The organism is Aeromicrobium sp. JJY06 (assembly GCF_044069275.1).
Taxonomy (GTDB): domain Bacteria; phylum Actinomycetota; class Actinomycetes; order Propionibacteriales; family Nocardioidaceae; genus Aeromicrobium; species Aeromicrobium tamlense.
The window spans coordinates 1,100,834-1,122,215 of sequence record NZ_JBIMRD010000001.1 but is presented as its reverse complement, the minus strand read 5'-3'; the positions used below and the strand labels follow the sequence as shown (position 1 = coordinate 1,122,215).

22 protein-coding genes are annotated in these 21,382 nt (G+C 71.9%); 17 read left to right on the top strand and 5 right to left on the bottom strand.

From position 1 onward, the window contains the following. The first annotated feature begins 5 nt into the window (after nucleotides 1-5). Both ACGWYL_RS05660 and ACGWYL_RS05655 read left to right on the top strand, forming a co-directional pair. Nucleotides 6-773: a class I SAM-dependent methyltransferase gene (locus ACGWYL_RS05660; protein ID WP_395486643.1), complete on the top strand. Its 768-nt coding sequence runs from the start codon at nucleotides 6-8 to the stop codon at nucleotides 771-773. Nucleotide 774: 1 nt separating this feature from the next. Next, a complete protein-coding gene (locus ACGWYL_RS05655; protein WP_269304356.1) occupies nucleotides 775-1,374 on the top strand; it encodes a YigZ family protein in 600 nt (199 codons plus the stop codon). A gap of 82 nt (nucleotides 1,375-1,456) precedes the next feature. Here ACGWYL_RS05655 and ACGWYL_RS05650 read toward each other — a convergent pair whose 3' ends face one another. Next, nucleotides 1,457-1,978: a TetR/AcrR family transcriptional regulator gene (locus ACGWYL_RS05650; protein WP_179427466.1), complete on the bottom strand. Its 522-nt coding sequence runs from the start codon at nucleotides 1,976-1,978 to the stop codon at nucleotides 1,457-1,459. Nucleotides 1,979-2,106: 128 nt separating this feature from the next. Between ACGWYL_RS05650 and ACGWYL_RS05645 the strand changes: the two genes are divergently transcribed. The 4 genes from ACGWYL_RS05645 to ACGWYL_RS05630 all read left to right on the top strand — a co-directional run bounded on the left by ACGWYL_RS05645 (nucleotide 2,107) and on the right by ACGWYL_RS05630 (nucleotide 5,935). Then, the gene (locus ACGWYL_RS05645; protein WP_395486642.1) at nucleotides 2,107-3,612 is read left to right on the top strand and encodes an MFS transporter; all 1,506 of its coding nucleotides are present in this window, start codon (nucleotides 2,107-2,109) and stop codon (nucleotides 3,610-3,612) included. 19 nt (nucleotides 3,613-3,631) lie between these two features. Continuing rightward, nucleotides 3,632-4,438 carry a hypothetical protein gene (locus tag ACGWYL_RS05640; protein ID WP_269304352.1) on the top strand — a complete coding sequence of 269 codons (807 nt, stop codon included), beginning with the start codon at nucleotides 3,632-3,634 and terminating at the stop codon, nucleotides 4,436-4,438. A 16-nt stretch (nucleotides 4,439-4,454) separates the two neighbouring features. Further along, a complete protein-coding gene (locus ACGWYL_RS05635) occupies nucleotides 4,455-4,940 on the top strand; it encodes an NUDIX domain-containing protein (RefSeq protein ID WP_179427472.1) in 486 nt (161 codons plus the stop codon). Nucleotides 4,941-5,023: 83 nt separating this feature from the next. Beyond that, nucleotides 5,024-5,935: an EamA family transporter gene (locus ACGWYL_RS05630; RefSeq protein WP_179427474.1), complete on the top strand. Its 912-nt coding sequence runs from the start codon at nucleotides 5,024-5,026 to the stop codon at nucleotides 5,933-5,935. Here ACGWYL_RS05630 and ACGWYL_RS05625 read toward each other — a convergent pair. Next, the gene (locus ACGWYL_RS05625; protein WP_269304347.1) at nucleotides 5,865-6,419 is read right to left on the bottom strand and encodes a TetR/AcrR family transcriptional regulator; all 555 of its coding nucleotides are present in this window, start codon (nucleotides 6,417-6,419) and stop codon (nucleotides 5,865-5,867) included. The two genes, ACGWYL_RS05630 and ACGWYL_RS05625, sit on opposite strands and share 71 nt — an antisense overlap. Before the next feature lie 52 nt (nucleotides 6,420-6,471). On the opposite strand from ACGWYL_RS05625, the gene ACGWYL_RS05620 reads away from it, so the two are divergent. From ACGWYL_RS05620 to ACGWYL_RS05610, 3 genes are read left to right on the top strand one after another with little or no spacing between them, the layout of a single operon-like run. Then, nucleotides 6,472-8,004: a carboxyl transferase domain-containing protein gene (locus ACGWYL_RS05620; protein WP_269307078.1), complete on the top strand. Its 1,533-nt coding sequence runs from the start codon at nucleotides 6,472-6,474 to the stop codon at nucleotides 8,002-8,004. Between the two features lie 5 nt (nucleotides 8,005-8,009). After that, nucleotides 8,010-9,800: a biotin carboxylase N-terminal domain-containing protein gene (locus tag ACGWYL_RS05615; RefSeq protein WP_395486641.1), complete on the top strand. Its 1,791-nt coding sequence runs from the start codon at nucleotides 8,010-8,012 to the stop codon at nucleotides 9,798-9,800. Next, nucleotides 9,800-10,723, top strand: coding sequence for a hydroxymethylglutaryl-CoA lyase (locus ACGWYL_RS05610; protein WP_395486640.1), 924 nt, complete (start codon nucleotides 9,800-9,802; stop codon nucleotides 10,721-10,723). Before ACGWYL_RS05615 ends, ACGWYL_RS05610 begins: the two co-directional genes overlap by 1 nt. A gap of 87 nt (nucleotides 10,724-10,810) precedes the next feature. Here ACGWYL_RS05610 and ACGWYL_RS05605 read toward each other — a convergent pair whose 3' ends face one another. Continuing rightward, nucleotides 10,811-11,488, bottom strand: a complete 678-nt coding sequence (locus ACGWYL_RS05605) for an EcsC family protein (RefSeq protein ID WP_179427482.1) — start codon at nucleotides 11,486-11,488, stop codon at nucleotides 10,811-10,813. 78 nt (nucleotides 11,489-11,566) lie between these two features. On the opposite strand from ACGWYL_RS05605, the gene ACGWYL_RS05600 reads away from it, so the two are divergent. The 4 genes from ACGWYL_RS05600 to ACGWYL_RS05585 all read left to right on the top strand — a co-directional run bounded on the left by ACGWYL_RS05600 (nucleotide 11,567) and on the right by ACGWYL_RS05585 (nucleotide 14,725). Then, on the top strand, nucleotides 11,567-12,532 hold the full coding sequence (locus ACGWYL_RS05600) for a phosphotransferase (protein ID WP_395486639.1): 966 nt from the start codon (nucleotides 11,567-11,569) through the stop codon (nucleotides 12,530-12,532). After that, entirely contained in the window at nucleotides 12,529-13,185 is a 657-nt protein-coding gene (gene aat, locus ACGWYL_RS05595) for a leucyl/phenylalanyl-tRNA--protein transferase (protein ID WP_179427486.1), read from the top strand. Before ACGWYL_RS05600 ends, aat begins: the two co-directional genes overlap by 4 nt. 97 nt (nucleotides 13,186-13,282) lie before the next feature. Continuing rightward, the gene (locus ACGWYL_RS05590; protein ID WP_179427488.1) at nucleotides 13,283-13,570 is read left to right on the top strand and encodes an HU family DNA-binding protein; all 288 of its coding nucleotides are present in this window, start codon (nucleotides 13,283-13,285) and stop codon (nucleotides 13,568-13,570) included. A 78-nt stretch (nucleotides 13,571-13,648) separates the two neighbouring features. Further along, entirely contained in the window at nucleotides 13,649-14,725 is a 1,077-nt protein-coding gene (locus ACGWYL_RS05585) for a lysostaphin resistance A-like protein (protein WP_395486638.1), read from the top strand. 4 nt (nucleotides 14,726-14,729) lie between these two features. Here ACGWYL_RS05585 and ACGWYL_RS05580 read toward each other — a convergent pair whose 3' ends face one another. After that, nucleotides 14,730-15,047, bottom strand: coding sequence for a rhodanese-like domain-containing protein (locus ACGWYL_RS05580; protein ID WP_269304334.1), 318 nt, complete (start codon nucleotides 15,045-15,047; stop codon nucleotides 14,730-14,732). Nucleotides 15,048-15,185: 138 nt separating this feature from the next. Here ACGWYL_RS05580 and ACGWYL_RS05575 point away from each other — a divergent pair, with 138 nt between their 5' ends. From ACGWYL_RS05575 to ACGWYL_RS05560, 4 genes are all read left to right on the top strand, one after another. After that, nucleotides 15,186-15,578, top strand: coding sequence for an ATP-binding protein (locus ACGWYL_RS05575; protein WP_179427493.1), 393 nt, complete (start codon nucleotides 15,186-15,188; stop codon nucleotides 15,576-15,578). Between the two features lie 38 nt (nucleotides 15,579-15,616). Then, nucleotides 15,617-16,456 (top strand): DUF5926 family protein, encoded by an 840-nt coding sequence (locus ACGWYL_RS05570; RefSeq protein WP_179427495.1) that lies wholly within the window; start codon nucleotides 15,617-15,619, stop codon nucleotides 16,454-16,456. A gap of 74 nt (nucleotides 16,457-16,530) precedes the next feature. Continuing rightward, the gene (locus ACGWYL_RS05565; RefSeq protein WP_269304331.1) at nucleotides 16,531-17,244 is read left to right on the top strand and encodes an HAD family phosphatase; all 714 of its coding nucleotides are present in this window, start codon (nucleotides 16,531-16,533) and stop codon (nucleotides 17,242-17,244) included. Beyond that, nucleotides 17,241-19,745: a glycoside hydrolase family 65 protein gene (locus ACGWYL_RS05560; RefSeq protein ID WP_179427499.1), complete on the top strand. Its 2,505-nt coding sequence runs from the start codon at nucleotides 17,241-17,243 to the stop codon at nucleotides 19,743-19,745. Before ACGWYL_RS05565 ends, ACGWYL_RS05560 begins: the two co-directional genes overlap by 4 nt. A 3-nt stretch (nucleotides 19,746-19,748) precedes the next feature. Here ACGWYL_RS05560 and ACGWYL_RS05555 read toward each other — a convergent pair whose 3' ends face one another. Beyond that, nucleotides 19,749-21,359 carry a YegS/Rv2252/BmrU family lipid kinase gene (locus ACGWYL_RS05555; RefSeq protein WP_395486637.1) on the bottom strand — a complete coding sequence of 537 codons (1,611 nt, stop codon included), beginning with the start codon at nucleotides 21,357-21,359 and terminating at the stop codon, nucleotides 19,749-19,751. Between the last annotated feature and the right edge of the window lie 23 nt (nucleotides 21,360-21,382).

The window sequence follows — 21,382 nt, the reverse complement described above, 5'->3', positions numbered from 1 at the left end:
GCCCGGTGAGCGAGGACAACAAGCCCAGCAAGAAGGTCGCCGACCAGTACGACCGGGGGTACGACTACACCCAGTACTGGAACAACCGCGACTACGAGAACGCCGCCGAGCAGGTCGCGATCCGTCGTCTGCTCCAGGGCCGCCGATTCGCCAAGGCCGCCGACGTGGGCGGTGGCTTCGGCCGCCTCGCCCTGCTGCTGCGCGAGTACGCCGACCGCGTGACGCTCGCCGAGCCCAGCCAGACCCAGCTCGACGCCGCCGAGAAGTTCCTCGAGGGCACCGACGTCATCAAGGCGCGCCAGCAGGCCGACGCGCTGCAGTTCGAGGACGGCGAGCTCGACCTCATCACGATGGTGCGCGTCATGCACCACATCCCCGAGCCCACCGACGAGTTCGCCGAGATCGCGCGCGTCCTCGCGCCGGGCGGCACCGCGATCATCGAGGTCGCGAACTACGGACACTTCAAGAACCGTCGTGCGTTCAAGAAGGCCGGCAAGGCGCTCCCGAAGGAGCCCGTCAGCATCCGCACCGTCGCGGCCGACGAGCCCGACGCGATCGCCTTCGTGAACCACAACATCGACACCGTCGTGAGCCAGCTGGCCGCCGCCGGCCTCGTGCTGGAGCGCAAGCTCTCGGTCTCGAACCTGCGCAGCCAGAAGCTCAAGCGGATCGTGCCCACCAAGGCCCTCGTCGCGGTCGAGCGCGTGCTGCAGAAGCCGCTCGCGGCCAGCGACTTCGGTCCCTCGATCTTCCTGGAACTGCGCAAGCGCTGAGGTGTCGTACCGCACGATCGACCGGCCCGTCGGCGGCTTCGCCGAGGCCGAGATCGTCGTGCTGCGGTCGCGGTTCCTGGCGCGGGTGGGCCGGGTCGAGGACGAGGCGTCGGCGCGGGCGCTGATCGCCGAGGTGCGGTCGACGCACCACGACGCCCGGCACCACTGCACCGCGTTCGTCATCGGTCCCGACGGTGCGCTGCGGCGCAGCAACGACGACGGCGAGCCCTCCGGGACCGCCGGCCGGCCGATGCTCGAGGTCCTCGCCGGGCGTGAGGTCAGCGACGTCGTCGCCGTCGTCACGCGGTGGTTCGGCGGCACGCTGCTCGGCACCGGCGGTCTCGCCCGGGCGTACGCCGACGCCACGGCCGCCGCGCTCGACGTCGCCGGCACGCGCCAGCGCGTCCTGTGGCAGCGGGCGCGCGTGACCGTCCCGGTCACCGAGGTCGGCGCGATGGAGAGCCGGCTGCGCCGCGACACCGACGTCCTCGCCGTCGCCTACGGCGCGGCCGAGGTCTCCTACGAGGTCGCCACCGCCGACCTCGCCGTCCTCGACCGGCTGCCCTTCGAGACCCTCGAGCCCGTCTGGCGCGATTCGTAGGGGAGGTTTCCCCGGTTAACCGGGGAAACTGTCACTTCACGAGGTTTGCGAACCACGTGAAGTGACAGGAAACCTCGTTCAGTCACTGGCCGAGGCGGCCCAGGACCTCGCGCACGTGGCCGAGGGCGTCGGGGCTGCCCAGGCCGGTGGTGTCGTCGAAGTAGAGCCCGTCGCCGATCAGCTGGATCGTGCGCGCGAGCGCCTCGTCGGCGAGGTGGTCGTTGAGCACGCCGAACCAGGCGTCGCGGATGTCGGCGAGGGCCGTACGGGCGCCGTGGTCGTGCTCCTGGGCGATGCGCGAGGCCGCGATGAGGGCGCGGTCGAAGTCGCTGCCGGTGTCCACCGAGGTCTCGAGGTAGAACGCGACCGGACCCTGAGGGGCGGAGCGCATCTGCTCGACGTCGCGCGCCGCCTGCTCGCGCAGCCGCTCGACCATCCCATCGACGAGGGCCTCGCGGCTGTGGAAGTGGTAGAGCAGACCACCCTTGGAGACGCCGGCCTCGGCCGCGACGGCGTCGAGCGTGGCCGCCCGGCTGCCCGCGCCGACCAGCAGTCGCTCGAAGGCGTCGAGGACGCGGTCACGGGTGCTGCGTTCCTCGGCCATGCGGCCCAGCCTAGTGATCGTCGAGCCGGCGAGGGCGAAACACGACGATCACGTGACCCCGATCACCGGAAAGCGCTGTGATCAGAGTCATTTTGGAACTGTACCGTCTGGACGGTACAGTTGCGTTCATGACGACGTACACGCCCGCCACGCACCGTGCCGGCCGACGCGAGTGGTTCGCGTTGGCCGTGCTGATGCTGCCCGTGCTGCTCGTCTCCGTCGACAACACGGTGCTCTCCTTCGCACTGCCCGAGATCAGCCGCGAGCTGCGCCCCAGCGGCAACCAGCTCATGTGGATCGTGGACGTCTACGCCCTCATGCTGGCCGGCCTGCTCATCGCGATGGGCAGCCTCGGCGACCGCGTGGGCCGGCGCCGCCTGCTCGTCGTGGGCGCCGTCGGCTTCGGCGTGGCCTCGGCGATCGCCGCGTTCAGCACGACCCCCGAGATGCTGATCGCCGGCCGCGCGCTGCTCGGCTTCTTCGGCGCGACGCTCATGCCGTCGACGCTGTCGTTGATCCGCAACATCTTCGAGGACGCGCGCGACCGCCGCACCGCCATCGCCGCGTGGGCCGCGATGTTCTCCGGCGGAGCCGTCCTGGGTCCCGTCGTCGGCGGCTACCTGCTCGAGCACTTCTGGTGGGGCTCGGTCTTCCTGCTGAACGTCCCGCTGATCATCGTGTTCGTGCCGCTGGCGCTCGCCGTGATCCCCGAGTCGCGCGACCCGCAGCCGGGCCCGTTCGACCCGATCTCGGTGCTGCTGTCGCTGCTGGCGATGGTGCCGCTGGTCTACGCGATCAAGCACGGCGCCAGCGCAGGTCTCGACGACGTCACCCTCGCGGCGCTCGCCCTCGGCATGTCCTCGGGCTGGCTGTTCGTCCGCCGCCAGCAGCGCAGCGCGAACCCGATGCTCGACCTTTCGCTGTTCCGGAACCCGGTCTTCAGCGGCGCCCTGGCCGCGAACGCGCTGAGCCTCATGGCGCTCGCGGGCTTCCTGTACTTCGGCGCGCAGCTGCTGCAGCTCGTGCTGGGCATGTCGCCGCTGGAGTCGGCGCTCGTCCTGGTGCCGGGCTCGGTGGCCACGATGGTGGCCGGCTTCGCCGCCGTGCGCCTCGTCGAGCGGGTGCCGGTGCGCACGCTGGTGCCGCTGAGCTTCATGCTCTCGTCGAGCGGCTACGCGATCGCCGCGTTCACCGGTCACCCGACGGTCCTGTCGGTCGCCGTGGCGTTCACGGTGCTCGGCATCGGCATCGGCCTGGCCGAGACGATCACGAACGACCTCATCCTGTCGAGCGTCCCCCCGCAGAAGGCCGGTGCCGCGTCGGCGATCTCCGAGACCGCCTACGAGATCGGCGCCGTGCTGGGCACGGCCGTGCTCGGCAGCGTGCTGACCGCGACCTTCCGCTCGCACCTCACGGTGCCCGCGGTGGCGAAGTTCGGCGAGCAGGAGAACGCGTTCGAGACCCTCGGCAGCACCCTGCAGTTCGCGGAGCAGTTCGGCGCGCCGGTCGAGGGCTGGATCCACGCGTCGGCCGCCTCGGCGTTCGACCTCGGCGTGCAGTTCACCGCCGGCGCCGCGATCTTCGTCGCGCTGGCCGCGGCGCTGGTCTCGCGACGCACCCTGCGGCACGGCTGAGCGGACCTACACTCGGCCCATGCGGGGTCGGATCGCGCTCGTCGCAGCTCTTCTGGTGGCTGCCGGGTGCTCCGGCGCGCCCGAGCCGAGCGATCCGCCGGACGGCTTCACCGCCCAGGTGATGCAGTACCGCGGCAAGCGGCTGACCCGCGACATCGCGGTGGCGATCCGCAACGACACGCGGCGCGACCTCACGATCTCGGCGATGCGGCTGGAGTCGAACCGCTGGCCCGAGGCCGTCGAGTGGGACGGCGAGGAGGAGATCGGACCCGGATTCGGCACGGGCATCGACGTCGATCCGCCCGCCGGCACCTGCCCCGAGGGGAAGGAGCTGGAGGCGGTCGCGGACTTCACCTACCGGTACGGCGACGAGGAGCGGCGCTCGAAGGTGCCCGTCGCTGATCCGTACGGCGTGCTGCGCGACCTCGTCGACGGCGACTGCGGCGAGCAGGCGTTCGCCGAGGCCACGACCGTCACCGTCGGCACGCCCGAGGTCATCGGCGACACGTGGTCGGCGCCGCTGGACCTCGAGCCGCGCGGGCCGAACGAGGTCGTCCTCCTGGGCCTCGCGCCGACCCTGCGGTTCGCGTTCGGGCCCGCCACGCCCACCGAGGTGGAGCTGCCGCTCGACCGGCCCCAGCGGCTGCGGCTCGAGGTCGTCATGGGGCGCTGCGATCCCCACGTCGTGGCCGAGGACAAGGTCGGCTCGCGCTTCGGCGTGCGCGTGAGGACCGCCGAGATCGAGCACGCCTACTTCACGCTGGACCTGGCCGACGACGTGCGCGCCTCCCTCGAGGACTTCTACCGCGAGCGGTGTCGGCCGTGAGTGACACACTGGCGCGATGACCGAGCACTACCCGCTGGACGACCACGCCGACTCCCGCTCGCTGCTCGTCGCCGCCGCCTACGTGGTGCTGCGCCGCGGCGACGAGGTCTTCGTGCAGCGGCGGCACGGCACGGGCTACCGCGACGGCTACTGGGCCGTGATCGCCGGCCACGTCGACCCGGGCGAGTCCGTGCACGAGGCCGCCGTCCGCGAGGCCGAGGAGGAGGCCGGCGTCTCGATCGCGCCCGACGATCTCCACCCGCTCACCGCGATCCACCGCTTCGAGCGCGGGGGCCCCCAGGTGGAGCAGCGGATCGACCTCTTCTTCGAGGTCACGCAGTGGGGCGGCGACGCCGAGCTGCGCGAGGCCGACAAGGCCTCCGACATGGGCTGGTACCCGCTGTCGGCGCTGCCCGAGCCGTTCGTCCCGCACGAGCGCGACGTGCTCGACCTCCTCGCGACGGGCACCCCGGTGCCCGCGGTGATCTCGCTGCCCCTGTGACCCACCGCCCCGTGGCGCGATCTTGACGCAACCTGGCGGGCCCTTCCGCTGTGCGGCGCGTGGCGCCCTGCGAGCATGGTCCGGTGACCCGACGCGACAGTCTTCTCGCGGTGCTCGTCGCGGTGCTGTGGGGCTGCAACTTCGTGGCCATCCACGTCGGCCTGCAGGGCGTGCCGCCGTTCCTCTTCCTCGCGATCCGGTTCACCCTCGTCGCGTTCCCGCTCGTGTTCTTCGTGGCCCGGCCGCAGGCACCGCTGCGCTCGGTCCTCGGCATCGGCCTGTTCATGAGCCTGGGCCAGTTCGGCCTGCTCTACCTGGCGATGGCGATCGGGATGCCCGCCGGCCTGGCGGCCCTGGTGTTGCAGGCCCAGGTCATCTTCACGATCCTCATCGCCGCCGCAGTCCTGGGCGAGCGCGCCTCGCGTCGCCAGGCGATCGGCGCCACCATCGGCACCGCCGGTCTCGCGATCGTCGCGTGGGGCTTCCACCAGGACGCGCCGCTCGTGCCGCTGCTCGTCACCGTCGGCGCGGCGCTCTCGTGGGCGATCGGCAACGTCATCGCCCGGGCGGCCAAGGTGCCCTCGGGCCTGTCGCTCGTGGTCTGGTCGGCGCTCGTCGTGCCGCTGCCCTGCCTGGCGATGTCGCTGCTGTTCGAGGGTCCCGCCGAGATCGGAGACGCGCTGGGGAACTTCGGCCTCGCCGCCTGGGGCAGCACGCTCTACACGGTCGTGCTGGCGTCGCTGGTCGGCTACACGATCTTCAACCGCCTCATGGCGTCCTACCCCGCGGCCAGCGTGGTGCCCTACATCCTGCTGGTGCCGCCGGTGGGGGTCGCCGCGGCGTGGGCTGCGTTGGGCGAGGTGCCCAGCACGCTCGAGTGGGTGGGCGGCGTCGTGATGATGGTGGGCGTCGCGGTCGCGACGGTCACGCTCCGGAGGCGAGAAGCGCGTCCCGCGCCATCGTCGCCAGCAGTCGTGCCATCGAGTCCGAGCTGATCCGCGCCGAGTGCGGCGTGGAGTTGATCAGGCCGAACACCGCCTGGGTGGCGGCTCGGGCCGTGCCTCGGTCGAGGTCGGGCCGCAGCTCGCGCAGCGTCTCGACCCACGCGTCGATGTAGGCCAGCTGCAGCTCGCGCACGGCGGCCTGCGCCTGCTCGGGCAGGTTCGACCACTCGCGGTCCTGGATCACGATGAGCGCCGGGTGCGTCAGGGCGAACTCGACGTGCCAGGCGACGAGGGCGTCGAGCGCGGCGGAGGCGTCGGGGGCCTCGGCCCGGCGGCGGCGCCCCTCCGACAGCAAGCGCTCGCTGATCGAGGTCAGCGACTGCGCCAGCAGGTCCTCCTTGCCGGCGAAGTGCTTGTAGAGGGCGGGGCCGGAGATGCCGCACGCCTCACCGATGTCGTTGACCGAGACGCCGTGGTAGCCGCGCTCGGCGAACAGTCCGGCCGCGGTCTCGAGGATCTGCTCGCGCCGGCTCACGCAAGGAGCATAGCAGCGCAGGTTAATGAGTGTTAACCTTCGAGCCGTGAACATGCGAGAGCTCGTCGCCGAGCTGCGGGAGCGCACCGCGACCGCACGCCTGGGCGGCTCCGAGAAGGCCCGCGACCGCCACGTCGGGCGCGGCAAGCTGCTGCCGCGCGACCGGGTCGACCGGCTGCTCGACCCCGGGTCGCCCTTCCTCGAGGTCGGCGCGCTGGCCGCCTACGGGATGTACGGCGACGACCCGTTCGCCGTGCCGAGCGCGGGCATCATCACCGGCATCGGCCGCGTCTCGGGCCGCGACTGCGTGATCGTGGCGAACGACGCCACCGTCAAGGGCGGCACGTACTACCCGCTCACGGTGAAGAAGCACCTGCGCGCGCAGACGATCGCGGCCGACAACCACCTGCCGTGCCTCTACCTGGTCGACTCCGGCGGCGCGTTCCTGCCGATGCAGGACGAGGTCTTCCCCGACCGCGACCACTTCGGCCGGATCTTCTTCCACCAGGCGCAGATGTCGTCGCGCGGCATCCCCCAGGTCGCGGCCGTCCTCGGCTCGTGCACCGCCGGCGGCGCCTACGTGCCCGCCATGAGCGACGAGACCGTGATCGTCCGCGACCAGGGCACGATCTTCCTGGGCGGCCCGCCGCTGGTGAAGGCCGCGACGGGCGAGGTCGTCACGGCCGAGGAGCTCGGGGGCGGCGAGGTCCACGCCAAGGTCTCGGGCGTGGTCGACCATCTCGCCGACGACGACGACCACGCGCTGCAGCTGGTCCGCTCGATCGTCGACACGTTCGCCCGTCCGCAGCAGTCCACGATCACCCGCCGCGAGGCGCTCCCGCCGCGTGAGGACCCCGACGGCCTCTACGACGTGGTCCCCGTCGACTCGCGCACGCCGTACGACGTCCGCGAGGTCATCAGCCGCATCGTCGACGACTCGCGCCTGCACGAGTTCAAGCCGCTCTACGGCGACACGCTGGTCTGCGGCTTCGCGCACATCGACGGCTGGCCCGTGGCGATCATCGCCAACAACGGCATCCTGTTCAGCGAGTCGGCGCTCAAGGGCGCGCACTTCATCGAGCTGGCCAACCAGCGCGGCATCCCGCTGGTGTTCCTGCAGAACATCACCGGCTTCATGGTCGGCAAGGAGTACGAGAACGGCGGCATCGCGAAGGACGGCGCCAAGCTCGTCACGGCCGTCGCCTCGAGCGTCGTCCCGAAGTTCACCGTCGTCATCGGCGGCTCGTTCGGCGCCGGCAACTACGGCATGTGCGGCCGCGCCTACGACCCGCGCTTCCTGTGGATGTGGCCGAACGCGCGCATCTCGGTGATGGGCGGCGAGCAGGCCGCATCGGTGCTCGCCACCGTGCGCGGCGACTTCGAGTCGCCCGAGGCCGAGGAGGCGTTCAAGGCGCCGATCCGCGACCAGTACGAGACGCAGGGCTCGCCCTACTACTCCACCGCGCGGCTGTGGGACGACGGGATCATCGATCCCGGCGACACCCGCCGCGTCCTCGCGCTCGGCCTCGCCGCCGCCGCGCACGCCCCCGTTCCCGCGCCGAATTTCGGCGTCTTCCGGATGTGAGAGACATGGCCCTGGACTCCGTGCTCGTCGCCAACCGCGGCGAGATCGCCGCCCGCGTGCTGCGGGCCTGCCGTGAGCTCGGCATCCGCGGGATCGCGGTGCACGTCCCCGGCGACACCGCGCACCTCGCCCTCGCCGACGACGCGGTCGAGGTGTCGGGCTACCTCGACGGCGCCGCGATCGTCGAGGCCGCACGGGGGGCCGGCGCGACCGCCGTGCACCCGGGCTACGGCTTCCTCTCCGAGAACGCGCCGTTCGCGCGGGCCGTGGCCGAGGCCGGTCTGGTGTTCGTCGGTCCGGACGCCGACGTCATCGAGCTGATGGGACGCAAGGACCGTGCCCGCGAGGTCGCCGAGCGCGCCGGGGTGCCGGTCATGCCACGCTACGAGCCCGACGCGGTGCCCGCCGACGCCTATCCCGTGCTGGTCAAGGCCGCGGCCGGCGGCGGCGGCAAGGGCATGCACGTCGTCCGCCGGCCCGAGCAGCTCGCCGACGCGCTCGCCACCGCCGCCCGCGAGGCGCGCGCCGCGTTCGGCGACGACACCCTGCTGATCGAGCGCTTCGTCGAGGGCGGCCGTCACGTGGAGGTCCAGGTCTTCGGCGACCGGCACGGCCACGTGGTGCACCTGCTCGACCGCGACTGCTCCGTGCAGCGCCGCCACCAGAAGGTCGTCGAGGAGGCCCCGGCGCCCGGCCTCGACCCGCGCGTCCGTGAGCGGATCCGCTCCGCCGCCGTGTCCCTGTGTCGCGAGGTCGGCTACGTCAACGCGGGCACGGTGGAGTACCTCGTCCACGGCGACGAGGCGTACTTCCTCGAGATGAACACGCGCCTGCAGGTGGAGCACCCGGTCACCGAGGAGGTCACCGGCACCGATCTCGTCCACTGGCAGCTGGCGGTCGCCGCGGGCGAGCCGCTGCCGCTGGAGCAGGAGGACGTCGTCGAGGTGGGCCACGCGGTCGAGGTGCGCGTCTACGCCGAGGACCCCTACGCCGGCTTCCTCCCGCAGGCCGGCCGGATCCGCGAGGTCTGGTGGCCCGGCGCCCGCATCGAGTCGGTCATCGAGGACTTCGGCGGCGCCGACGTGAGCTCCTCGTTCGACCCGATGATCGCGAAGATCATCACGATCGGCGACGACCGCGACGAGGCCGTCGACGCGATGGTCGAGGCGCTGGACGCGACCGCGGTCTTCGGCATCCGCTCGAACGTCGGCTTCCTGCGCCGGATCGTCGACTCGGCCACGTTCCGCGACGCCGCGATGGACACCGGCTGGCTGGACGCCGAGCCCGAGGACCTGCTCGCACCGCCCGAGGTGCCCGGGAGCGCGGCCGCCGCGGCGGCACGTCTGCTCTGGCCCGCGCCCGACGACGGCTGGCGCGTCGCCGGTCCCGCCGCGCCGCTCGTCCTGCCCGTCGTCGACGAGGAGGGCGTCCGCCACGAGGTCAGCGCGTGGCCCGACCACGTCGTCCCGAACACCACCGACGGCGCCCGCGCGTGGGTGGCGATCGAGGGTGAGACGCACGTCTTCGAGCGGCCCGACGGCACGCGTCGGCCACGCACGCTGCACGCCGGCGACGCCGAGGTGACCGCGCCGATGCCCGGCACCGTCATCGCCGTCGAGGTCGAGCCGGGCCAGCGCGTCGAGGCCGGTCAGCGGCTCGGGGCGGTCGAGGCCATGAAGATGGAGCTGGCGCTCACCGCCGCCCACGCGGGCGTCGTCACCGAGGTGGCCGCCACGGTCGGGCGCCAGGTGAAGATGGGCGACCTGCTGTTCCACGTCGAGGCGCAGGAGGACTGATGGCACTGCCGATGGTCGAGCGCGACCCCAGCCTGCCCGCGCGCGTGACGATCTACGAGGTCGGCCCGCGCGACGGCCTGCAGAACGAGTCCGGGATCGTTCCGGTGGGCGCGAAGGTCGCGTTCATCGAGGACCTCGTGGCCGCGGGGCTGCCGGTCGTCGAGGCCACCAGCTTCGTGCACCCGAAGTGGGTGCCCCAGCTCGCCGACGCCGGCGAGGTCGTGGCGCGGCTCCCCGTGGCGGGAAGCGTTCCGCTGCCGGTCCTGGTCCCGAACGAGCGCGGTCTCGACCGTGCCCTGGAGGCCGGCGTGCGGCACATCGCGATCTTCGCCAGCGCCACCGAGACCTTCGCGGCCAAGAACCTCAACAGCTCGGTCGAGGGCCAGTTCGCGATGTTCGAGCCCGTCGTCCGCCGCGCGCTCGACGCGGGAGTCGACGTCCGCGCGTACGTCTCGATGTGCTTCGGCGACCCGTGGGAGGGCGCCGTCGACCCGGCCCAGGTCGTGGGCGTCGGACGGCGCCTGCTCGACCTCGGCGCGACCCAGCTCTCGATCGGCGACACGATCGGCGTCGGCACCGCCGCGCACGTGGCCCGGCTCGTCGGCGACTTCGCCGACGCGGGCGTGCCGGCCGACCGGCTCGCGATGCACTTCCACGACACCTACGGGCAGGCGCTCGCGAATGCCCTCGCGGCGCTGCGCTGCGGGATCACCACGTTCGACGCCTCGGCCGGCGGTCTCGGTGGCTGCCCCTACGCCGAGAGCGCGACGGGCAACCTGGCCACCGAGGACCTCGTCTGGATGCTCACCGGCCTCGGCATCGAGCACGGCGTCGACCTGCCGGCGCTCGTCCGCGCCAGCGTGCGGATGGCCGAGGTCCTCGGTCGCGAGAGCCCCTCGGCCGTCGTCCGCGCCCTCGCCTGACCGCCCTGACCCGAGATTTGCTCCATTTTCGACGTTTCAGAGGTGTTGAAAGGTCGAAAATGGAGCAAATCTCGGGACGGGCGGAGGTCAGCGGCGACGGAGGCGGCGGTCCTTGAGCTCGGACTGTGCGTAGCGGCCGACCTGCCAGGTGCCGAAGCCGTCGGCACCGGCGCCGACCGCGCCTCCGAGCAGCGGGATCTTCTTGCCGGCCAGCATCAGCGCGCGGCGGCCGATCGTGCGGCCGACCAGCTCGCCGGTGACCTCCTTGGCGATGCGGTCGTCGAGCACGGGGTCGTGCACCGGGGAGGTCGCGAGCGCCATCGGCGACGAGGGCAGCGTGCGCTTCTTGATCATCTCCTTGACCGTGTCCTCGCCGAGCATCACCGCGAGCACGGCGTTGCGCACGCGCGGGTCCTCGATGTCGTAGCCGCGCAGGTGGGCGATGCTCGCGACGAGGTGGCACTGCACGATCGTGACGCCGACGACGTTGGCCGGGACCGTGGCGGGCGCCAGTGCGACGCCGCCGAGGTTCGTGACGAACCCCTGCAGGCCCGCGAGGCTCGTGTGCGAGCGGACGAGCGAGGCGACGGCCTTCTCCACGTCACCGGCGTTCGCGGCGAGCTTGGCCCCGGCCGTCTCCACGACGGGGCGCAGCGGCCCGATGCCGTCGATGGCCTTGTCGAGGACCGTGCGGACGTAGCCCGAGGCCACGGAGGGCACCACCCGGGTGCCCGCCTCCTTCGCGATCCGGTCCTTCATTCCCATGCCGCAAGCATAGGAAGACGGCGCGAATGCGCTCGTTCGCCGCACGCGCAACGGCCCCGGGCCCCCTAGGGTGGGCCCATGGCGCAGGAGCCGTTCTCGACGCAGGTGGCGACTCCCCAGTGGCGCGCCCTCGCCGAGGAGTGGACCGCGGAGGCGCTCGCGCGTCACGGCATCGCGGTCACGGGCCCGAGCGAGCAGCCGCGCATCCGCGCCTGGTCGACCCAGCTCACCGTGCCGACCGACGCCGGACTCGTGTGGTTCAAGGCCACGTGCCCGGCGATGGCGTTCGAGCCGGCGCTGCAGCAGGAGATGGCCAGGCTCGTGCCCGGCGCCGTCCAGGAGCCGCTCGCGATCGACGCCGAGCAGGGCTGGATGCTCACCCGCGACCACGGCCCCACGGTCGGCGACCAGCGCACGCCCACCGCGCAGGACTGGCGGCTCGCGGTCGCCGAGGCCGCGCGGGTCCAGCGGGCGCTCGTCGACCACCGCGAGGAGCTGCTCGCCACCGGACTGCCCGACGCGGCGCCGGAGACCGTCGTCGACCGCTTCGACCGCATGCTCGAGATCCACGAGCAGACGCCGGCCGAGGAGGGTCCGCACGTCGCGCCGGGCACGATCGAGGCGCTGCGCTCGCGGCGCTCCGAGCTCGTGGACGCCTGCGCCGAGCTCGCGGAGTCCACCGTGCCCTCCACGTGGCAGCACGGCGACCTGCACCCGTGGAACCTCTACGGCACCGACGGCCACGTCGCCCTGTTCGACCTCGGCGACGGCATGTGGGCCCACGCGGTCGAGCTGCTCTGCGTCCCCTACGGCGTGGTCACGTCGTCCGACGACGTGGCCTGGGCCGACGTCGTCCCCGCGTGGCGCGAGGTCTGGGAGGTCGAGCCCGAGGAGTTCGACCGGCTGTGGCGCGCCACCGGCTTCACGCACGCGGTGAACCGGGCCGTCACGTGGCACCGGGCCCTGCTGACCGCCACCGCCGCCGAGGTCGCCGAGTGGGGGAGCGCGGTCGAGCACCACCTGGCCTCCATGCTGGACGCATGACGCCGGTCCCCCTGCCGCCCTCGCCCTGGGCGTTCGAGCCCGCGGAGTGGCCCGACGACGACTGCGTCGCCTCCGGCGCCGACCTCGAGCCCTCCACGCTCTTCGAGGCGTACCGCCGCGGCGCGTTCCCGATGCCCGACCGCCGCCGGCTGCTGTGGTGGTCGCCGACGCAGCGCGGCGTGCTCGGCCCGGGCGACCTGAGGGTCTCGCGGTCGCTGCGGCGCTCGATGCGGTCGTTCACGATCACCGTCGACACCGACTTCGAGGCCGTCATCGACGCGTGCGCCGACCCGCGCCGTCCCGGGGCCTGGATCGACGCCTCGATCCGCCGCGCGTACGTGCGGCTCTTCGAGCTCGGCCACGCGCACAGCGTCGAGACCCGCGACGAGGAAGGACGGCTGGTCGGCGGGCTCTACGGAGTCGGGATCGGCGCTCTGTTCGCGGGCGAATCCATGTTCCACCGCCGCACCGACGCGTCGAAGGCCGCGCTGGTCGGGCTGGTCGAGCGGATGTCGGTCCTGCCGGACTGGCTGATCGACACCCAGTGGCAGACCCCGCACCTGGCCACGCTGGGCGTCCGCGAGGTCCCGCGGGCGACCTACCTGGCCGCGATCGAGGCCCTCGTGGACCTCCCCGCACCCGATTGGGACTGAAATCTCGCGACACGCCGGGGGCCCCCGGGAGGCGGACCCCTCCGCGTGCTCCCTAGACTGCACGCGTACCCATTTCATCCATTTCAGGAGCAGAATCGTGGCACTTTCCCGCAACGATCTCGTGGCCGAGCTGGCCAACAAGACCGGCAGCACCAAGAAGGACGTCGACGAGTTCGTCACCGCCTTCGCCGAGCTCGTCATCGACTCGGTCGCCAAGGGCGAGAAGATCTCGATCCCGGGTGTTCTCTCGGTCGAGCTCGTCGAGCGCGCCGCCCGCACGGGTCGCAACCCCGCCACTGGTGAGACCATCGACATCCCCGCCGGCAAGGGCGTGAAGGTCAGCGCCGGCTCGCGCCTCAAGGCTGCCGCCAAGTCCGCGAAGTAATTCCTTGCGCGTTCCGACGCCCCCGCCCCTGTGGACACAGGGCCGGGGGCGTCGCGCGTCGTGTGTGAGGATGCGGCGATGACCACCTCGACGCCGTACCACCGGCTCGCCCGCGAGTCACCCGACTTCGCCCACTGGCGGCTGCCGGTCGCGGCCGTCGCGGGCACCGGTCTCTACCTGGCGCTCACGATCGTCCTGGTCGTCGTCGCCGCCCTGGTCGTGGTGGGCAGCGGCGCCAGCTTCGACGCGTGGCTGGACTCGATCGGCGCCACCGTCGACACCGACGAGCCGGGCGCCCTGCTGTTCCAGCTGCTCTCGATCGTCCTGCTGCTGCCGTGCGTCCTGGTGTCCGTCGCGGTGATCTGGCGCCGCCACGTGGGCTACCTCCACTCGGTGGTGGGTCACGTGCGCTGGCGCTGGCTGGGCTGGTGCGCGGTCCTGGCCTTCGTCGTCGTCGGCACCGCGCTGGGCCTCTCGATCGTCCTGGCCGCCGCGTCGGGCGAGTCCCTCGGCTTCGACGCCCCCGGCGGCCGAGCGCTGCTCGTGCTGCTCATCGTGCTGCTGGTCGTCCCGTTCCAGGCCGCCGCCGAGGAGTACGTGTTCCGCGGCGCGCTGATGCAGCTGATCGGGTCGTGGACGCGATTCGCGGCCGTCCCGGTGATCGCCACCAGTCTGCTGTTCGCGGCCGGGCACCTCTACAACATCTGGGGCCTGGTCTCGGTCTTCCTCTTCGGCGTGGTCGCGGCCCTGATCACGATCCGCACCGGTGGCCTCGAGGCCGCGGTCGCGCTGCACGTCGCGAACAACATGGTGCTGCTGACCCTCGACGTCCTCGGCCTGATCGACTCCAGCGGCGAGGGCGCGGGCATGTGGAACGAGGTCGTCCCGTCCACGGTCATGTGCCTGGTCTTCTGGGGGCTCGTCGAGCTCTCGGCGCGGCGCCGCGGACTGCAGCGCCGGCGCCCGCCGCTGCCGGCACCCGCTCCCGCTCCCGCCTACGTCGTCGTGCCCCCGCCGCCGTACGTGCCCGGCCCGTCGGACCACGCGCCGATCCCGGCAGCCCCGGTCCAGCCTGCCGCTCCGGTGCCACCGCAGTCGCTCGTGCCGCCGAACGCGCCGTCCTACCCGGGCGACCCGGGCGTCTGGGGACGCTGAGCCGCTACGACACCACCGGGCGCCCGGCAGCCTCCCACGCGTCCATCCCGCCCTCGAGGTTCACCGCGTGGTGACCCATCGAGGTCAGCCACGCCGTCGCGTGCGCTGATCGCTGCCCGAGGTGGCAGACCACCAGCATCGGGCGTTGCGGATCCAGCCGCTCCACCTGCAGGGGCAGCTGCCCGAGCGGGACGTGGACCGCCCCGTCGATGTGTCCCGCCTCCCATTCGAAGGGCTCGCGGACGTCCAGCACGACCCAGTCCTCGGGCAGCGGGTCGGGCACCTCGGACACGGACACCTGGGGCAGACCGGAGTCACTCATGGGGCGGGGGACCTCCTGTGGGTCTTGAAACCGGGAGAGTTGAATGGTTAATTGTTACTAGTCATGGCTGCGTGGCGCCCATTCGCGCGCCCCGTGATGCGTGCGGAGCGACCGCCGGCTGCGAGAGAGGAGGGACACATGGTGCAGAGCCGCGACCTCGTGCGACTGCCCTTCGAGTCCTCCACCCCGGGCATCGCCAGGACCAAGCTCGCGGCCTTCCTCACCCGCAACCGCACCGACCTCGCCGCGATCGACAACGCGTTGATCGTGCTGAGCGAGATGATCGCCAACGCCGTCGCGCACGGCACCCCCGACCAGGACGGCACGATGGAGATCGGCTGGGCCATCGAGGAGGGGCACCTCCTCCTCAGCGTCCGCGACTCCGGCCACGGCGTCGACATGGTGCCGCGCCCCTTCGACGAGGACTCCCTCGGCGGCCGCGGCCTCTCGATCATCAGCCGGGTCGCCGACAAGTGGTCGGTCGACCTCAGCGAAGGCACGTGCGTGCGTGCCGAGCTCACGCTGGCCTGAGCGACCGCCGTCGGCAGCCGACGGATACCGTGTCGGCCATGGGCAAGAAGTCGAGGCGTACCAAGCCGGCCAAGCAGCGCATGCCGTTCGTGGCGCGCACCTTCGAAGGACTCCCCGCCGAGGGCGACTGGGTCGCGATGCGCGAGTTCGTCCCGTCGGCCACCGCCGTGGTGGGCCTGCGCGACGGCGGCACCGTCCGCGTCTGCTCGCTGCTCCCCGGTGCCGGCGCGGGCCTGGTCCGTCCTGACGGCGAGATCTGGGTGGCCCTGCAGGTGCTGCACAACCACGGCGACATCAGCCGCGACCTCGCGCACGTCATCGAGGTGGCGCGGGACACCGAGCCCGGCACCCCGATCCGGATGACGCCTCCCGGTGTCGGCGACCGCCTGCAGGACCTCATCGCGCCCGACGCGTCGTTCGAGCTCGAGCTGCACGACGGCTTCGACTGGTGGCTCGTCGAGGAGGACCGCGGCTCGTCCGCCGCCGCGTCCGCGCTCGAGGAGGCCAACGCCACCGTCGCGCCCACCACGCGCCTCACCGCGACCGACTCGGCCTACGTCACCGACATGGGCGACCACGCGTTCCTGCGCTGGATCATGCTCGACGAGGAGGGCCCGCTGCTCGACGCGTTCGCGCGGCTGCGCGCCGCGGGCACCGACGCGATCACCGAGGGCACCACGCTCATCGGCATCTTCCGCGCGCACGGCCTGCTGGTCCCGGTCTGGGAGCTGGAGGGCGTCGGGGCCGAGGAGCTCGACGCGGCCCTCCCGGCGTTCGTCGCCTCGCTCGACGAGGCGAAGGCGCAGACGGCCGAGCTGTCCGCGGCCGAGCGCACCGCACGCCGCGACCTGGTCAGCCGACAGGTCACCATCCGCTGACACGGCAGCCACGATCGACGTGCCGTCGGTCACGGGGTTCGTGGTCACCGGCACCGAGCCCCTAGGCTGATTGCGTGGACTGGAACGACTACGACGCCGCGTTGTTCGACCTCGACGGAGTGATCACGCCCACCGCCGAGGTCCACGAGATGGCCTGGGGCCGGATGTTCACGGACTTCCTGGCCGGTCACCCCGACGCCGACCCCTACACCGACGCCGACTACTTCGCGTACGTCGACGGCAAGCCACGGTACGAGGGCGTCCGGTCGTTCTTGGAGTCCCGCGGCATCGACCTGCCGTACGGCGACCCGTCGGACGATCCCGCCGCCGAGACCGTCTGCGCGCTCGGCAACCGCAAGAACGACTACTTCTCCGAGGTGCTGCGCACCGAGGGCGTCGAGGCCTACCCCGGCTCGGTGCGGCTGCTCGACGCGCTGGAGGAGCGTGGCGTCAAGGCCGCGCTGGTCTCCAGCTCGCGCAACGCGAAGCTCGTGCTCGAGGCCGCGGGCCTCACCGAGCGCTTCGAGGTGATCATCGACGGCGAGGTCGCCGCGAGCGAGCAGATCGCCGGCAAGCCGGAGCCCGACACCTACGCCGCCGCGGCCGAGCGCCTCGGTGTGCCCACGCAGCGCTCTGTCGTGCTGGAGGACGCCGTCTCGGGTGTCCAGGCCGGCGCGGCGGGCGACTTCGGCCTCGTCGTCGGCGTCGACCGCGGTGCGGGCGCCGACGTCCTGCGCGAGAACGGTGCCGACGTGGTGGTCTCGGATCTCGCGGAGCTGCTGGCATGAGCTCGCACGAGGCGCCGCTGGCGGAGGACTTCCTGGACCGCGACCGCTGGCCCGCCGATCCGTGGCGGCTGGTGGAGACGCACCCCGACCAGACCGACCTCGGCGTCACCGAGACGCTGTTCGCAGTGGGCAACGGCTACCTGGGCATGCGCGGCAACGTCACCGAGGGCCGCGACTCGCACACCCACGGCACGTTCATCAACGGCTTCCACGAGACGTGGCGGATCCACCACGCCGAGGAGGCCTACGGCTTCGCCCGCGTCGGCCAGACGATCGTCAACGCCCCCGACGCGAAGGTCATCCGCCTCTACGTCGACGACGAGCCGCTGCTGCTGAGCGTGGCCGACCTGCTCGAGTACGAGCGCTCGATCGACTTCCGCGACGGCGTCCTGCGCCGCGAGATCCTGTGGCGCACTCCTTCGAACAAGCTCGTGCGCGTCGTGGCCAACCGCATGGTCTCGTTCGCCGAGCGCCACCTCGCGGTGCTCGAGTTCGAGGTGGAGATGGTCGACGACCACGCGCCGATCGCGATCTCGTCGCAGATCCTCAACCGCCAGGACGGCGAGGACGAGTACCACGTCCGCTCCAAGGCGATGGGCGAGGGACACGACCCCCGTAAGTCCGACGGATTCGACCGCCGCGTGCTCGAGCCCAAGCACCAGTGGGGCGACGCCGACCAGGGCCGCGTCGAGCTGGGCTTCCGGTGCGCCGACAGCGGCATGACCCTGGCCGTGGCGGCCGAGCACATCCTCGAGACCGACAACGAGTACACGACCCGCGTGCAGGTCGAGGACGACCTTGCGAAGGTGACCTACCGGATCAACGCCGAGCCCGGCCAGAAGGTCCGCCTGACGAAGCTGGTCTCGTACCACACGTCGCGCGGCGTCCCGGTGCGCGAGCTCGTCGACCGCTGCCGCCGCACCCTCGACCGCGCCTGCTCCGAGGGCGTCGCCCACCAGCGCGAGGCGCAGGTCGCCTGGCTCGCCGAGTTCTGGGAGCGCTCCGACGTCGAGGTGCCCGGGCACGACAGCATCCAGCAGGCGATCCGCTGGAACCTGTTCCAGGTGGCCCAGGCCAGCGCCCGCGCCGAGGGCGCCGGCATCCCCGCCAAGGGCGTCACGGGGTCGGGCTACAGCGGCCACTACTTCTGGGACACCGAGGTCTACGTCCTGCCGTTCCTGACCTACACGAATCCCGACCATGCCCGGAACGCCCTGCGGTTCCGGCACAGCCTCCTCGAGGCCGGACGCAAGCGCGCTCGTGAGATGTCGCAGTCGGGCGCGCTGTTCCCGTGGCGCACGATCAACGGCGAGGAGGCCTCGGCCTTCTACGCCGCGGGCACCGCGCAGTACCACATCGATGCGGACATCGCGTATGCCGTGACGCAGTACTACCTCGCCACCGACGACGAGGACTTCATGATCCGCCAGGGCATCGACATCCTCGTCGAGACGGCGCGGATGTGGGTGGACCTCGGCTTCTGGCGCGACGAGGAGGTGGGCACGTTCCACATCCACGGCGTCACCGGACCCGACGAGTACACGACCGTCGTCAACGACAACCTCTTCACGAACGTCATGGCCCGGTTCAACCTGAGCGCCGCCGCGCTCGCGGTGAAGCAGTTGGAGAAGCGCGCTCCTGACGCCCACCGCCGGATGGTCACCCGCCTGGCGCTCCAGGAGCACGAGATCACCGACTGGGAGCGCGCCGCCCGCAACATGGCGATCCCCTACGACGAGGCGCTCGGCGTGCACCCGCAGGACCAGCACTTCCTCGAGCGCGAGGTCTGGGACCTCGACCACACGCCGCTGGACAAGCGGCCGCTGCTGCTGAACTACCACCCGCTGGTGATCTACCGCTTCCAGGTGATCAAGCAGGCCGACGTCGTGCTGGCGCTGTACCTGCAGGGCAACCACTTCACGGCGGAGCAGAAGCGCGCGAACTTCGAGTACTACGACCCGATCACGACGGGCGACTCCACGCTCTCGGCCGTGGTCCAGTCGATCATCGCGGCCGAGGTGGGCTACCGCGACCTCGCGTACCGCTACTTCCTCGGCGCGCTGTTCGTCGACCTCGCCGACCGGCACAAGAACGCCACCGACGGCGTCCACGTCGCCTCGACCGGCGGTGTCTGGAGCGTGCTGGCCGGAGGCTTCGGCGGGTTCCGCGACCACCAGGGCGAGTTCACGATCGACCCGCGGCTGCCCGACGACTGGGACGAGCTGGTCTACCGCGTCACGGTGCACGGCACCCGCGTGCGCGTCACGGTGCGCCGCGACCAGCTCGAGCTCGTCGTCGAGGACCAGCTGCCCGACGCCCGCGGCCGGGTGGTCGACCCGCAGTTCTTCGTCCGCAAGCGCACGGTGACCGTGCGGCCGGGCGAGCCCGTCGTGGTGCCGCTCGAGGGTCAGGGACCGCAGATCGAGGGCACGCCGCCGTCGGTCTCGGGACGCCGCCGCGCCGACGGCACGGTCATCACCGCCATCGTCCCCGGCAGCTGAGCGTCACTCGGCGGGCGCCAGCGTCGCCGGCACGCGCACGAGCACCACGCCGGGGTGCACCTCGGCGGTGATCTCGCGGCCCTCGCCGGCCGGGTCGCCGTCGAGCTGCATCGGCACGGGCTTCTCGGCCTTCACGTGCACGCGCTGCGCGCACAGCCGGGTGAGGCGGGCGTCGTTGGTCTTGCGGCGCGTGATGACGCGGGCCACGATCGACAGCCAGCCGATGAAGCGCTTCGGCGCGACGATGACCACGTCGAGCAGGCCGTCGTCGATCTGCGCGTCGGGCAGCAGCGGGATGCCGCCCTGCAGGAAGCCCACGTTGCCGATGACGACGGTGCGCGCGCGGAAGTGGCGCGGCTCCTCGTCGTCGAGGGTGATCTCGACCTTGGTGCGCGGGAAGGTGATGGCCTTGACGCCCGAGACGAAGTACGCGAGGTAGCCGACGCGCTTCTTCAGGTCCTCGTTGACGCCGGTCATGATCATCGCGTCCATGCCCAGGCCCGCCATCACCAGGAAGGACGTCTCGGTGCCGCCGTCGGTCGTGAAGGTGGCGAGGTCGATCGCGCGGTCCTGGCCGCCGAACACCACGTCGAGCGCGTCGCGGGTGTTCACGGGGATGTCGAGGTTGCGCGCCAGCAGGTTGCCGGTGCCGTGGGGCAGCACGCCGACGGCGACACCCGAGCGGGTGGCCTCCTCGCACACCGCGCGCACCGTGCCGTCGCCGCCCGCGGCGATGACCAGGTCGACGTCGGCGTCCAGCGCCGCGCGGGTCTGACCGTGGCCCGGGTCCTCGATCGTGGTCTCGAACCACTGCGGCTCGTCCCAGCCGTGCGAGGCGCCGACCTGGCGCACCTTGGCCTTGAAGTCCTCGACGTCGCCGACCTTGACGGGATTGAGGACCACCGCGGCGCGACGTCGACCGGAGCCCGTGACGACGGCGAGGTCGGACGGCAGGCGGCCGCTGCCGCGCACCATGACGTGCCACAGGATCAGCGTGACGGCGCTGCCGAAGCACACGCCCGCGGTGACGTCGCTGAGGAAGTGCACACCGAGGAACACGCGGTCGGCGGCCACCAGCAGCGTGAGGACGACCCACAGGGTCAGCAGCAGCCGGCGCCGCAGGCCGCGGCCGGTGGCCACGATCGTCAGCAGCGCCATGACGGTGAAGAACAGGCCCGCGCCGGCCGAGTGGCCGCTCGGGAACGACCAGCCGCCGATCTCGTGCAGCGGAAGGTCCCACACCGGCCGCTCGCGGCGGACGGCCAGCTTGATCAGGGCGTTCCCGCCCAGCACCACGACGCCGGACGCGACGACCCACAGCGCGAGGATGCGCTCCTGGCGCCACCACAGCAGCCCGGCCAGCACCGCCAGGACGATCCCGACCGACCAGTTGCTGGTCACGATCGCGGTGATGTCGAGCAGGCTGACGAGCCACGCACGCGGCTCGGACACGTCGTACGCCCACTCCGCGACCGACTGGTCGAGGTCCATCAGGGGCTGCCAGCGCATCGACACGAGCACGGCCAGGGTGAGGAACAGGACGCACTCGACCGCCAGGAGAGCGTTCGGGATGAGCGGCCGGTCACCGTCGGCACGGCGCAGGTCGATCGTCACAACAGTCCTCTCGTCCGGAATGG